At 72.3% G+C, this 13,796-nt stretch carries 11 protein-coding genes; 6 read left to right on the forward strand and 5 right to left on the reverse strand.

The features are described from left to right. Window positions 1-160 precede the first annotated feature (160 nt). The 6 genes from xylB (at window position 161) to A6A29_RS11045 (ending at window position 7,676) form a co-directional block, all read left to right on the forward strand. Window positions 161-1,651, forward strand: a complete 1,491-nt coding sequence (xylB, locus tag A6A29_RS11020) for a xylulokinase (RefSeq protein WP_073719843.1) — start codon at window positions 161-163, stop codon at window positions 1,649-1,651. A 70-nt stretch (window positions 1,652-1,721) separates the two neighbouring features. Further along, window positions 1,722-2,996, forward strand: coding sequence for a VWA domain-containing protein (locus tag A6A29_RS11025; protein ID WP_073719844.1), 1,275 nt, complete (start codon window positions 1,722-1,724; stop codon window positions 2,994-2,996). Further along, a complete protein-coding gene (locus A6A29_RS11030) occupies window positions 2,996-3,934 on the forward strand; it encodes a hypothetical protein (protein ID WP_241838417.1) in 939 nt (312 codons plus the stop codon). Before A6A29_RS11025 ends, A6A29_RS11030 begins: the two co-directional genes overlap by 1 nt. A gap of 166 nt (window positions 3,935-4,100) precedes the next feature. Next, entirely contained in the window at window positions 4,101-5,651 is a 1,551-nt protein-coding gene (locus A6A29_RS11035) for an aspartate:alanine exchanger family transporter (protein WP_241838418.1), read from the forward strand. Between the two features lie 88 nt (window positions 5,652-5,739). Then, window positions 5,740-6,183 carry a hypothetical protein gene (locus tag A6A29_RS11040; RefSeq protein ID WP_073719846.1) on the forward strand — a complete coding sequence of 148 codons (444 nt, stop codon included), beginning with the start codon at window positions 5,740-5,742 and terminating at the stop codon, window positions 6,181-6,183. Window positions 6,184-6,302: 119 nt separating this feature from the next. Further along, window positions 6,303-7,676, forward strand: a complete 1,374-nt coding sequence (locus tag A6A29_RS11045) for a cytochrome P450 (protein ID WP_073719847.1) — start codon at window positions 6,303-6,305, stop codon at window positions 7,674-7,676. Here the strand turns inward: A6A29_RS11045 and A6A29_RS47500 are convergent. The 5 genes from A6A29_RS47500 to A6A29_RS11065 all read right to left on the reverse strand — a co-directional run bounded on the left by A6A29_RS47500 (window position 7,667) and on the right by A6A29_RS11065 (window position 13,763). Then, window positions 7,667-7,801, reverse strand: a complete 135-nt coding sequence (locus tag A6A29_RS47500; RefSeq protein WP_274535796.1) for a hypothetical protein — start codon at window positions 7,799-7,801, stop codon at window positions 7,667-7,669. The genes A6A29_RS11045 and A6A29_RS47500 overlap by 10 nt on opposite strands. A 251-nt stretch (window positions 7,802-8,052) precedes the next feature. Then, on the reverse strand, window positions 8,053-9,003 hold the full coding sequence (locus A6A29_RS11050; RefSeq protein ID WP_073719943.1) for an ABC transporter substrate-binding protein: 951 nt from the start codon (window positions 9,001-9,003) through the stop codon (window positions 8,053-8,055). Between the two features lie 94 nt (window positions 9,004-9,097). After that, window positions 9,098-11,092 (reverse strand): ABC transporter permease, encoded by a 1,995-nt coding sequence (locus tag A6A29_RS11055; RefSeq protein ID WP_073719848.1) that lies wholly within the window; start codon window positions 11,090-11,092, stop codon window positions 9,098-9,100. After that, window positions 11,092-12,192 (reverse strand): quaternary amine ABC transporter ATP-binding protein, encoded by a 1,101-nt coding sequence (locus A6A29_RS11060; protein WP_073719849.1) that lies wholly within the window; start codon window positions 12,190-12,192, stop codon window positions 11,092-11,094. Before A6A29_RS11060 ends, A6A29_RS11055 begins: the two co-directional genes overlap by 1 nt. Next, entirely contained in the window at window positions 12,189-13,763 is a 1,575-nt protein-coding gene (locus A6A29_RS11065) for a GMC family oxidoreductase (RefSeq protein WP_073719850.1), read from the reverse strand. The genes A6A29_RS11060 and A6A29_RS11065 overlap by 4 nt, the downstream gene beginning before the upstream one ends. Window positions 13,764-13,796 lie beyond the last annotated feature (33 nt).

The raw sequence follows: 13,796 nt of genomic DNA on the forward strand, positions 1-13,796 counted from the left end.
GACCTTATTTGTTCAGTGTCATGACTAATCATGCACGGAACACCTCCGCGACAAAACCCCCCGACCGGCTGTTGATCGGAGTCAACCCTGTTCCGGGAGACACCGTTCACGTAATTTGTTTGCCACACAACCAAATTCCAGAGCGAGAATGAGGTAGCCCATGCCACCGCGTACCGTCGTCATCGGGGTGGACAGCTCCACGCAGTCCACCAAGGCGGCCGTCATCGACGCCGTGACCGGTGAACTGCTCGCCGTCGCCCGCGCCCCGCACCAGGTCGACGGGGACGCCGGGGCCCGCGAGAGCGACCCCGAGGTCTGGTGGCGGGCGCTGTGCGAGGCCGTGGCCACCGGGGTGAAGGAAGCCGGAGTCCCCGCCTCCGCCGTCAGCGGCATCGCGGTGGCCGGTCAGCAGCACGGGCTCGTCGTGCTGGACCGGTGGGGCCGGCCGCTGCGCCCCGCGCTCCTGTGGAACGACACCCGCTCCGCCCCGCAGGCCGCCGCCCTCACCGCCGCGCTCGGCGGCCCCGACGCGTGGACCGCGCGCACCGGTTCGGTGCCGGTGGCGTCCCTCACCGCGTCGAAGTGGCAGTGGCTGCGCGAGAACGACCCCGCGAACGCCGCGGCGGCCGAGGCCGTACGCCTCCCCCACGACTTCCTCACCGAACGGCTCGCGGGCACCGCCGCCACCGACCCCGGCGACGCCTCGGGCACCGGCTGGTACAGCACCGCCACCGGCGCCTACGACCCGGAACTCCTCGGACTCCTCGGGCTGGACGCCGCCCTGCTCCCCGAGGTCGCCCCCACCGGAGCGGCCCGCGTCGGCTCCCTGACCCCGGCCGCCGCCGAAGCCCTGGGACTGCCCGAAGGCATCGCCGTCGCCGCCGGGACCGGCGACAACATGAGCGCCGCCGTCGGTCTCGGACTCGGCGGCGCCGGGCTGCTCGACCACCCGGTCCTGAGCCTCGGCACCTCCGGCACCGTCTTCGCCGCGTCCCGCACCCGGCCCACGTCGACGGCCCTGTCCGGCTTCGCCGCCGCGGACGGTACGTACCTCCCCCTGGCCTGCACGCTGAACTGCACGCTCGCCGTCGACAAGGTCGCCACCCTGCTCGGCCTGAACCGCGAGGACGCGGCCCCCGGGGGCGAGGCCGTACTGCTCCCCTACCTGGACGGCGAACGCACTCCCGATCTCCCCGCCGCCTCCGGACTGCTCACCGGGCTGCGCCACGACACGACCCCGCAGCAACTGCTCGGCGCCGCTTACGAGGGCGCGGCCGTCACCATCCTGCGGGCGCTGGACGAACTGCTGCGGGCCTGCGGTCTCGACCCGGAGGCGCCCGAGGTGGCCGCCCGGCCGCTGCGGCTGATCGGCGGCGGCGCCCGGGGGCGGACCTGGGTGGAGACCGTACGCCGGCTCTCCGGCCGTCCCCTGATCGTCCCCGGCAGCGGCGAACTGGTCGCCGTCGGCGCGGCCGCACTCGCGGCATCGGCGGCCGGTGGCGGCGATCCGGTGGCCCTGGCGGCCTCCTGGAACGAACGGACGGCCGAAACTTCGGACCGTCAACTCCCCTGTGTCGAACGGGATGTGGAGACCTGGCAACGGGTCACCTCGGTACTGGAGCAGGCTGCCGAGCCACTGCTGGGCGGCTGAGCGCCGGCCGGGCACCGGATCGACCCGCATCCGTTTGGGGATGCGAACCGATCTTCAATAGGATCCGGCGATGATCATAAGAAAACGGCTGACGGCCGGGGTGTGCATCGTGCTCGCCACCCTGACCGCCGGACTGGGCACCGCGCTCCCGGCCGCCGCCGACGAACCCCCCTCCTCCGCATCGCCCAAGGTCGAACTGGTCCTCGACGTCAGCGGTTCCATGCGCACCCGCGACATCGACGGCAAGTCCCGGATGACCGCGGCCAAGCAGGCATTCAACGACGTCCTGGACGCGGTGCCCGAGCAGGTGCAGCTCGGCATCCGGACCCTGGGCGCCGACTACCCCGGCGACGACCGGAAGGTCGGCTGCAAGGACACCAAGCAGCTCTACCCGGTCGGCCCGCTCGACCGCACCGAGGCGAAGACCGCGGTCGCCACCCTGGCGCCCACCGGCTGGACCCCGATCGGTCCCGCCCTGCTGGGCGCCGCCGACGACCTCGAAGGCGGCGAATCGACCCGGCGCATCGTCCTCATCACGGACGGCGAGGACACCTGCGGGCCGCTCGACCCCTGTGAGGTGGCCCGGGACATCGCCGCGCGCGGGGTCCACCTGGTCATCGACACGCTGGGCCTCGTGCCCAACGCCAAGATCCGCCAGCAGCTGACCTGCATCGCGGAGGCCACCGGCGGTACATACACCGCCATCCAGCACACCGAGGAACTCTCCGACCGGGTCACGCAGTTGGTGGACCGGGCCGCCGCACCCGTCATCACCCCGGTGGCGACCGAGGGCGCCGACAGCTGCTCGGCGGCACCGCAGCTCAAGGCCGGTCTCTACACTGACCGCGAGAAGTTCGGCCGGCACCGCTGGTACCGGGTGGACGTGCTGCCCGGTCAGGAGCTGCGCGCCTCGGTGAGCGTGGCGGCGGACCGCGCCGTCAACAACGACTACGGCGTACTGCTGCGGGCGGTGACGAAGCACGGACGCGAGATCGTACGGGGCTCGGAGTCCGGCACCGGCCGTACGGACGTGATCTCGTCCGGGCTGCGCTACCCCAAGCCGGAGCAGGACGACAGCGAGGACGAGAAACCGGCCGCCGAGGCCGTCTGCCTCCAGCTCAGCAACTCCTTCTCGGCCGCCGCCTCGGTGAAGACCTCCCCCGGACTGCCGGTCGAACTGACCGTGGACCTGGTGGACGGCCCCGACAACGCCGCCGACCCGGCCGCGTTCGGCCTCGGCCGTGGCTGGTGGCTGCTGGGCGTCCTGATCCTCACCGGTCTGGTCGCCGGTCTGCTGACCGGCTGGATCTCGCGCTGGCGCGTCGCCGTATGGAGGACCAACTGATGCGTAGGACCCACCACCGCGCGAACGGTGTCACTCAGACGAACGGTGTCAAGCGCGCGAACGGCGTCACGCACGCGAACGGTGTCAAGCGCGCCTTCGCCGGAGCGCTGCTCGCCGGGCTCACCCTGCTCACCTCGGCGGGGGCCGCCGTCGCCGACGATCCGTCCGCGACCGCGAGCCCCGGCGAGGACGACGCCAAGAAGTCCGGCCCCACCGAGGCCGGCACCACCTTCCGTACCGCGACCTCGCTCCAGCAGGGACAGCGCGGCACCGCCGAAGCCTCGGCGGGCGACTACCTGTACTGGGGCTTCCCCGCCGACGCGGGGCAGCGCGCCACCGTCGAGGCCATCGTCAGGCTGCCGGAGAGCGCCACCCGGCACGGCGCGTCCACCTGGCAGATTGATGTCTACGACGGGCTGCGGCGCCGCCAGGCCTGTATGTACGGCCACCAGACCCGGAAGGCGGCGGCCGACGCGGCGACCGTCGAGCTGTCGTGCGTGCTGCGCACCGTGCGCGCCTGGTCCGAGCCCTGGGCCGACGACCCGCTGCCCGGCAGCTACTACGTGCGGCTGACCGTCCTGGATCTGCCCGCCACGGACCTCGGCCTGCCGGTCGGGGCCGAGATGACGGTCACCTCGTCCGACCGGGGCGGCGCCCACGACGTGGACGGGGCGCTCGCCGAGCCGCTGGTGCCCGGCGCGTCCTCCGTCGACCAGGCATCCGACGACGCCTCGTCGGACAGTGACCCGGCGGACGGTGACGCGCGGCCGCGGGTGTCGCTGGGCAGCGAACCGGACGACGGCTGGAGCTCCGGCTGGTGGACGGACCGCTGGCTGTGGACCGTGGGCGGCGGGGTGCTCGCCGCACTCGCGGCCGTCTTCGGCTACTCCCTGACACGCGGCGGCGGCCGTCCGTCCCGGGTCCCGCCGGGCGTCTGACCGGCCGTTCGACGGCGCCCCGGACCCGCGAACGGGGCCGGGGCGCCGCTGCGGGCCGAGTGGCGGACCGCTCCCTCCTCGAAGACCCTGGGCCGCGACAGGGGCTCCAGCGCTTCGCTACGGGGAGGCACACCAGGTGTGGCAGTTCTTCGCGGACAATCCGTGGGTGGCCGTGTTCACCGTGATCACGCTCGGTGCGCTGCTCGGCATGGTGAGGTTCGGCCCGGTGAAGCTCGGTGCGGCCGGAGTCCTGTTCGTCGGCCTGTTCGTCGGGGCGCTCGACAAGGACATCGCCGCGGCCGTGCCCGCCGGGGTCTCCGCGCTGGGGCTCGCCCTGTACGTGTACACGGTCGGGCTGGAGTCGGGCCCCGCGTTCTTCCGTGAACTGCGCGGCCAGCTCGCGGTGATGGCCGGAGCGGTCGTGGCCCTCGCCCTCACCGCCGTCGTCGTCGGCTTCGTCGGCCACCGGGGCTTCGGCATCAGCGGACCGTTCCTCGCCGGTGGGTACGCGGGCATCGGAACCACCACCCCCGGACTGGCCGCCGCGCAGGCCGCCTCGCAGGACCCCACGCAGCCCGCCGTGGGCTACGCCATCGGCTACCCGCTCGCCGTCGTCATCACCATCATGTTCGTCTCCGCGCTCGCGGTCCGCCGCAGCTGGGTCGCCCGCCGCGACCCCGACTCCGGGCTGCCGTCCACCCTCGTCACCCGTACGGTCCAAGTGACCCGCGACCGCGTCTGGGCCGATGTGCCCGGAGTAGCCGCGCACCGCGTGCTGGCCAGCGAGTACCGCCCCGTCGGAGGTGACACCGGGGTCGCCGGGAGACTGGAGCGGCTGCGCCCCGGTGACCTGGTCGTGCTGGTCGGCGGCGAGGACGACGTACGGGCCGCGACCGAGGCACTCGGCGCCCTGGCCCCGTTCCATCTGCTGGACGACCGCAGTGCCGTGGACTACCGGCGGATCCTGCTCACCAATCCCGACCTCGCCGGCCGCACGGTCGCCGAACTCGGTCTGGACGAGCGGTACGGCGCCGCCGTCAGCCGGGTGCGCCGCGGGGACTTCGACATGCTCGCCCATGACGGCCTGTTGCTCCAGCTGGACGACCGGGTCCGGGTGGTCATGCCGCGCGAGCGGACCACCGAGGTCACCACGTATCTCGGCGACACGGAGGCCAAGGTCAGCGAGGTGAGCGCGGTCAGCCTGGGCCTCGGACTCGCCCTCGGCTTCCTCATCGGCATCCCGTCGCTGACCCTGGGCTCCACCACCCTGGCGCTCGGCACCGGAGCCGGGCCGCTGGTGATGGGCATGATCCTCGGCTGGCGGCGGCGCACCGGGCCGCTCGTGTGGACCCTGCCCACCCGGGCCAACCTGACCCTGCGCCAGATCGGTCTGCTGCTCTTCCTCGCCATCGTGGGACTCACCTCCGGCTACTCGTTCCGGGAGAACGCCTTCTCCCTGTTCGGGCTGAAGCTCGTGGCGGTCCTGGCCATCGGGGCGGTGGTCAGCTACGCGCTGATGGTGCTCGTCGCGAGGGTCCTGGGGCAGAGCCGGGAGCGGACCATGGGCCTGCTGTCCGGCTATGTGGGCAACCCGGCGATCGTGGCGTACGCCAACAGCCGGGTGAGCGACAGCCGGATCAACAACGGCTACTCGACGCTGTTCGCGCTCGCCATCCTGGTCAAGATCGTCTGCATTCAGCTCATCGTCGGCCTGTGACACCGCCCGCCCAGCTGGACCGGCGCCCCAGGCGGACCGGCGCCCCTACCCTGGAGCCTTCACTCACCGACGCGGAGGGAGAGGGCTCGTGAGCGAGGCGCTGTACGTGAGGTTCCAGGGCACCGAGCGCAGCCCGCGGGGACACTTCCCCGGGGTGTTCGCCCTGGCCAACGGTCTGGCCCGGGAGGGCAGGCTGAGCGAGGAGCAGCACCGGTTCTGGCGCGCGGGGAACGACTGGTACGACACCAGCTTCACCAATCCGTCCGATGTCGATCCGTCCGTCTACGATCCCGCGGTGAACCCGGGAGCGGTCGCCTGGTTCAAGGTGACGGCCGTGGAGCTCATCGAGCGGGTCGACGGCTATCTGACGCTGCTGGCCGCGCACCGGGTGCCGTGCGAACGGGTCGAGTCCGCCGATCCCGGCACGATCGTGTACGAGGACGCCGACCAGGTCGTGGTCGTGCCCCCTCCCCGGTCGAACGAGTCTGCGACGGCGGCTACCCTCGACAACTCGCGTACTCCACAGGGCTGATGACGGATACCGGCCAGGACCCCGCCACGCGCTGGTGGAGTGCCGGCCCCGTCCTGTTCGATGGGGAGCGAGTCACCGCGCGACGGCCGCGGTGCGCCACCAGTGAGCGGAGTTCTCTGATGTCCACGCAGACCGGCACGGCACTCGAAGCCGAGCGGCGCGGCCACACACTCGTACCGGGCCCCAAGGGTCTGCCGTTCCTGGGGAGCATGCCGCAGTTCGCGAAGAACCCGCTCGCCTTCTTCGAGCGTCTTCGCGGTCACGGGGACATGGTGCGCTGGCGTTTCGGCCGGAACCGGTGCGTGTTCCTGTCCGACCCGGACTGCATAGGCGAACTGCTCACCGAGACGGAACGCTCCTTCGACCAGCCCACGCTGGGCATCGCCTTCCGTACGGTGATGGGCAACGGCGTGGTCGTGGCGCAGGGTGCGGACTGGCGGCGGAAGCGGTCGCTGGTCCAGCCGTCGGTGCGGCCGAAGCAGGTGAAGTCGTACGCGTCGACCATGGCCGACAGCACGGTGAAGCTGGCGGACACCTGGAAGGGCGGCGAACGCATCGACATCAAGCGGGAGATGGCCGCCCTGACCCAGCGGATCGCGGTCCGCACCATCTTCGGCGTGGCCACTCCGGCGGACGCCGAGTCGATGGGCCGGGCGATGGATGTCGCCCAGCGCGAGATCGGCAAGGAGTTCAGCGGCATCGGGGCACTGCTCCCGGACTGGGTGCCCACGCCGGGCCGGGCCAGGATCAAGAAGGCCGCCGCGGTCATCGACGCCGAGGTGGGCCGGGTCGTGGCCCGCCACCGCGACGGGGACGGGGAACGCCCCGACCTGCTGAGCCGGTTGCTCACCGCCGTGGACGAGACCGGCGCGCACCTGACCGACCAGGAGATCCGCGACGAGACGGTCACCCTGTACATCGGGGGCCACGAGACGACCAGTTCCACCCTGGTGTGGGCCTGGTATCTGCTGTCCCGCAATCCGCGCGCGCGGGCCGCCCTCGCCGAGGAGCTGGACCGGGTCCTCGGCGACCGCGAGCCCGCGTTCGACGACTACACCCGCCTCACGTACGCCCAGTCGGTGGTGAAGGAGACGCTGCGCCTGTACCCCACGATCTGGCTGATCACCGGGGTGGCGAAGGAGGACGCGCGCATCGGCGGCGTACCCATTCCCCAGGGGACCAGGGTGTGGAGCAGCCAGTGGGCCACGCAGCGCGACGCGCGGTGGTTCCCGGAGCCCGAGGAGTTCCGGCCCGAGCGGTGGGACGCCGAGCACGGCGACGAGATCGCGGAGTACGCGTGGTTCCCGTTCGGCGGTGGCCCCAGGGTCTGCCTCGGTACGCGCTTCGCGATGGTCGAGGCGGTCCTGATCCTGGCCGTGCTGGCCCGGCGCTTCGAGCTGGACGTGGACCCGGGCACGGTCCGTCCCGTACCGACCCTGACGCTTCAGCCGGACCGGGACATCATGGCGACGGTGCGGGCGCGTCAGTCGTAGCGCGCCATCGTCAGCACAGCGGCCAGCAGCCACAGCGCGAGCGCCCCCTTCGCGCCGCCCGGCATGACGGGTGCGGTGCCTTCGTCACGGAACCGGCGGCGCCGGTGCAGCCAGGCCCCGAGCACCGACCGCCGACCACGAGGTGGCCCAGGCGCAGCGGGAGCGTGATCCACAGCGGGGCGCCGGGCAGTTCAGCGAGCGCTTGGCGCGGATGGCCTCTGCGGCCTGCGGCGCTCGGCGCGCAGCACGGCACGGGCGGGAGGAGGGGAGGCAAGGGGCGCGAACGGCATTTCGTCATCTTATTGTGCGGCGCGGAACGGAGACGCCTGTCTCCGCCCCGCCCCCTGGCCCCTGGCCCGCCGTGCAGCCGCCCCGGCTATCGGGGAAGCCACTTCTTCCATACGTCCGGGTTCGCCGCGATCCAGCGATCGGCGGCGTCCTCCGGGGTGAGCTTCTCCGAGGCGATCAGCTCCGACACCTCGTTCTGCGCGTCCTCGGACCACCTGAACCTCTTCAGGAACGCGGCCGCCTCGCCACCGCGCCCGGCGAAGTCGGCGTTGAGGTACTTCTGGAGCGGTGTCCTCGGATAGGCGCAGTCGATGTCCTTGGGGTCCTTCGCCCCGCACGCCTCGGTGTACTCCGGGAGTTCCACCTCCACCATCGGCACCTCGTTGAACAGCCACTGCGGCTGGTACCAGTAGCTGAGGAAGGGCTTCTTCTCCTTGGCGAACTGCTGGATCTGCGTGATCTGGGCGGCCTCGGAGCCGGCGAAGACCACCTTGTAGTCCAGGTCGAGGTTCTTCACCAGCGCCGTGTCATTGGTGACGTACGACGGTGAACCGTCCATCAGCTGGCCCTTGTCGCCGCTCTCCGCGGTGCGCAGTTCGTCCGCGTACGCGTTCAGGTTCTTCCATTCGGTGACGTCGGGGTGCTTGTCCGCCCAGTACTTCGGTACGTACCAGCCGATGTGCCCGGTGACACCGAGGTCCCCGCCGCGCACGATGGTCTTCTTCTCGTCGACGTACAGCTTCTCCTGGTCCGGGTGGCCCCAGTCCTCCAGGATCGCGTCGACGCGGCCCTGGCTGAGGGCGTCCCAGGCGGGGACCTCGTCCGTCTGGACCAGATCGACCCGGTAGCCGAGCTCGTCCTCCAGGAGTTGCCGGGCGACCGCCACATTGGCCTGGGCGCCGACCCACGACTGCACGGAGAGGGTGACGGTCCTGATCCCGGCGGGCGCCGCGAACGGGGACGTCTGCCGGGTCATGTCGGCGGCGCCGCAGCCGGTGACCGCCAGCAGCGCCGCGGCCGAGGAAACGGCCGCGGCCATACGCGTACGGGCACGGGTGCGGCTGCCGGTAGGCGGACGGGTGCCGTGACGGAGCCGGGCGCCGCCGGGGGCAGGGGTACGGGTGCGCGTCATCTCAGCTCTCCTGTCGCTGGCGGCGGGTGGTGGGCTGGGTGACCCGGTCGAGCATCAGGCCGAGGCAGACGATCGCGGCTCCCGCGACGAGCCCGGTGGCCAGGTCGCCCTGGCCGAGGCCGAGCACCACCTGGTAGCCGAGCGCGCCCGATCCGACGAGGCCGCCGATGATGACCACGGCGAGGACCAGCACGACGCCCTGGTTGACGGCGAGCAGCAGTGCGGGCCGGGCCAGGGGAAGTTGGACCTGGCGCAGCTGCTGGCCGCTCGTCGCGCCGAGCGAGCGGGCGCACTCCATCGCGGCGGGGTCGACGCCCCGCAGCCCCTGGGTGGTGATGCGGACGACGGCGGGCAGCGCGTAGACGACGGCCGCCGCGGCGGCGGGGGCGCGGCCGACGCCGAACAGGGCGACGACGGGGATCAGGTACACGAACTGCGGCATCGTCTGGAAGACGTCCAGGACCGGCCGCAGCAGCCGCTCCAGGCGCTCGCTCCGGGCCGCCGCGACGGCGATCGCGAAGCCCAGCACGAGGGTGACCGCCACGGCGGCGATGACCTGGCTGAGCGTGTCCATCGACGGTTCCCAGACACCGAGGACGCCGATGGCCGCCATGGCCAGTACGGCGGTGGCCGCCGTGCGCCAGGTGCCGATGGTCCAGGCGAGGGCCGCGACGATCAGCAGCACCGACCACCATGGCAGGCCCTGCAACCCGTCGCGGAGCGGGTTGAGTATCCCGTCGGTGAAGTGGGCGGCCCAGTCGGCGGTGCCGCCGACGACGGGCACACCGGTGTAGAGGTGGTCGACCATCCAGTCCTTGGCGGTGTTGACCGGTTGGGCGATGGCCACGGTCGCGCTCTCGGGCCAGACCCGGCCGTCGGCCAGCCGGCCCACCGCGGCGGCAGCCGCCGCGATCACGGCGGCCAGGGCCCAGCCGCGCCGGCCCCGCAGGGCGGCGGGGCCGGCCGGCGCGCCGCCGATCCGCCGTCCGGCCGCTTCCGTCGTACGGTCCAGGACGACGGCCAGCAGCACGATCGGGATGCCCGCGGCGAGGGCGGCTCCCACATCGACCGAGGACAGCGCCTGGTAGACACGGTCGCCGAGACCCCCGGCACCGATGACGGAGGCGATGACGGCCATGGACAGGGCCATCATGATGGTCTGGTTGAGGCCGAGCAGGAGTTCCTTGCGGGCCAACGGCAGCCGGGCGGTCAGCAGGCGCTGTCCGCCGGTCGCGCCGAGCGAGGCCACCGCTTCCATGACCCCCGGGTCGGCGCCGCGCAGCCCGAGCGCGGTGAGCCGCGCCATCGGCGGAGCCGCGTACACGACGGTGGCGAGGACGGCTCCGGGTACACCGATGCCGAAGACGAGCACCACGGGCAGCAGATAGGCGAAGGCGGGCAGCACCTGCATCGTGTCGAGTACCGGGCGCAGCACCCGGAACGTGCGGTCCGAGAGCCCCGCGGCGAGCCCGAGGAGCAGGCCGAGCGCGACGGACGCGAGAACCGCGACGACCATCAGCGCGAGCGTCTGCATGGTCGGCACCCACATGCCCAGCAGCCCGCACACGAGGAACGACACCGCCGCCGTCAGCGCGAGCCGGACACCGGCCGCGCGCCACGCGACAACGGCGGCGAGGGCGGTGACGCCCGCCCAGCCGAGGGCCAGCAGGAGGAGGTAGACGGCGCGTACGGAGATGACGACCGCGTCGCTGATGTGACCGAAGAAGTAGAGGAACAGCGGGTGGCTGTCGCGGTTGGCCACGATCCATGCGGTCACGTCGCCGAGCGGTGCCGACAGGTCGACGGTCAGCGCCTGGGGCCACATTCCCCCGCCCCAGCGGGCGTGGACGACCGGGACGGCGACGGCGGCGATCACCGCGAGCAGCAGAAGCTTGGCGAGGGCGGGCCGGCCGCGCAGCGCGGCCACCGGCCCCCGGCGCGAACCGCCGGACGCCGGGCCGGAGGTGGGGGTGGAGACGGCTCGGGCGGTGGCCATCAGGCGGTCACCCCGTGCGACCCGTCCCCGGCTCCCCCGTGCGACCCGTCCCCGGCTCCCCCGCGCGGCCCGGTCCCCGCGACGACGTCGAGCAGGCACGCGTGGTCGACGATGCCGACCAGTCGGCCCCGGTCCATGACCCGGGCCGCCGGGTCGCCGGAGCGGGCCACCGCTTCGATGGCCTGGGAGACGGTGGCGTCGGGGCGCAGGGCCGGGCCGCGTTCACTCTCTCCGGCGGCCGGGGGCCGCATGGCGGTGGCGACGGTGAGGACCTGCTCGCGCGGCACATCGCGGACGAACGCGCGCACGTAGTCGTCGGCGGGCGATCCGACGATCTCCTCGGGGGTGCCGAGCTGCACGATGCCGCCGTCGCGCATCAGGGCGATCCGGGTCCCCAGGCGCAGCGCCTCGCCGAGGTCATGGGTGATGAACACCATCGTGCGGCCCTCCTCGCGGTGGAGCCTGACCACCTCGTCCTGCATCTCGCGGCGGATCAGCGGGTCGAGAGCGCTGAACGGTTCGTCGAAGAGGAGGACGGACGGGTCGACGGCGAGTGCCCGTGCCAGCCCGACGCGCTGCTGCTGGCCGCCGGAGAGCTGTGCGGGACGGCGGTCCTCCAGCCCGGCCAGCCCGACCTTCGCCACGAGTTCCGCCGCCCTGGCCCGGCGTTCGGCCCGGCCCAGGCCCTGGATCTCCAGTCCGTAGGCGACGTTGTCGAGGACCGTGCGGTGCGGCAGCAGCCCGAAGTGCTGGAAGACCATCGCGGCCCGGTGGCGGCGCAGTTCGCGCAGCCGGGCGCGGTCCATCGCGAGGACGTCCTCGCCGTCGATGGCGACCGTGCCGCCGGTGGGCTCGATGAGCCGGGTGAGACAGCGTACAAGGGTCGACTTGCCGGAGCCCGACAGGCCCATCACGACGAAGACCTCTCCCTTGCGGACGTCGAAGGAGACGTCGCGCACGGCGGCGGTGCAGCCGGTGCGCTCGCGCAGTTCGGCGGCGGACAGGTCGGCGTACGCGCCGCCGGGGATCCGGCCGGCCCCGGGGCCGAACACCTTCCACAGGTTCCGGACGGCGAAGACGGGGGTTTCGGCTCCGGTCATCGGCCCTCGCCTCCGGCCGGGACCTCGGCCGTGAGCAGTTCGGCGCACTTCTCGCCCACCATCAGGACTCCGATCATCGGGTTCACCGCGGGCATGGTCGGGAAGACGGAGGCATCCGCGATCCGGATGCCGTCGAGTCCCCGGACGCGCAGCTGGGGATCGACAACGGCCGCCGGATCCTCGGGGGCACCCATCCGGCAGGTGCCCGCCGGGTGGTAGACGGTGTGCGCGACCTTTCGGGCGTACGCGCTGATGTCCTCGTCCGACGTGATTTCCGGGCCGGGGCACACCTCGCGCTTGAGCCAGTGCGCGAGCGGTTCGGTCTTCGCTATCTCGCGGGCGAGCTTGATGCCGTCGACCAGGGTGCGGCCGTCGTGGTCGTCCTCGTCGGTGAAGTAGCGGAAGTCCAGGGCGGGTTTGACCCCGGGATCGGCGCTGGTGAGGTAGAGGCGGCCGCGGCTGCGCGGCTTGGGGATGTTCGGGGTCATCGACACACCGTGCTCGGGCTTCTCGTAGCCGAGCCGCTCCGGGTTGTCGGTGAACGGGATCTGGTAGAAGTGGAACATCAGGTCCGGGCCCCGGGATTCGGGGTCGCGGCGGACGAAGAGCCCCGCGTCCGAGTCCATCGCGGAGTTCTCGGGGATGGGCCCGTCGGTCTCCCAGACGATGACCGACTCGGGGTGGTCGAGCAGGTTCTCGCCGACGCCGGGCAGGTCGTGGACGACGGGAATGCCGAGCCGTTCCAGGTCCTCGCGCGGCCCGATCCCGGAGTGCAGCAGCAGCCGCGGGGTGTCCACCGCGCCCGCGCAGACCAGGACTTCGCGCGTGGCGCGCAGCAGGACCTCCTCGCCGTCCTTCGTCCGGACGTGCACTCCCGTGGCGCGCGTGCCGTCGAATTCCAGGCGGTACGCCCAGGTCTCCAACAGGATCGAGAGGTTGGGGCGGTCACCGGCCTCGATGTGCGGGTGGAGGTAGGCGACGGAGGCGGAGGAGCGCTTGTTGTTCTCCGGGTGGTAGGCCAGGTCGAAGAAGCCGACGCCCTCGTGGAACGGCTCGCGGTTGAAGCTGTCGACGCGCGGGACTCCGGCCGCGGTCCGTGCCGCGTCGACGAAGTCGCGGGCGATGGCGTTACGGTCCTTCTCGTCGACGGGCACGATGTTGTTGCGCAGTCTGGCGAAGTACGGTTCCATCGCAGCCGCGTCCCAGCCGTCGGCACCCGCCTCGGCCCACTCGTCCCAGTCGCCGGGCAGCGGTTTGAAGCTGATCAGCGTGTTGTGGGAGGAGCAGCCGCCGAGCACCCGGGCCCGGCTGTGGCGTATGTGGGAGTTGCCGCGCGGCTGTTCGGTGGTGGGGTAGTCGTAGTCGAGGTCGCCGCCGAGAAGGCCGAGCCAGCGGCGCAGGGTGAGCACGTCGTCGCGGCCGATGTCGGTGGGGCCGCCCTCGATGACCGTGACGGTGACGCCGGGGTCCTCGGCGAGGCGGGAGGCGATGACCGAACCGGCGGTGCCGCCGCCGACGATCACGTAGTCGACAGGTTCGGGGAGTGCGGTGCGGTGGGGGGACGGGGGCATCGGCTTCACTGCTCCTTCTGCAAAGTGCGTACG

The sequence above is a fragment of the Streptomyces sp. TSRI0281 genome (genome assembly GCF_001905125.1).
In the GTDB taxonomy this organism is placed as follows: Bacteria; Actinomycetota; Actinomycetes; order Streptomycetales; family Streptomycetaceae; genus Streptomyces.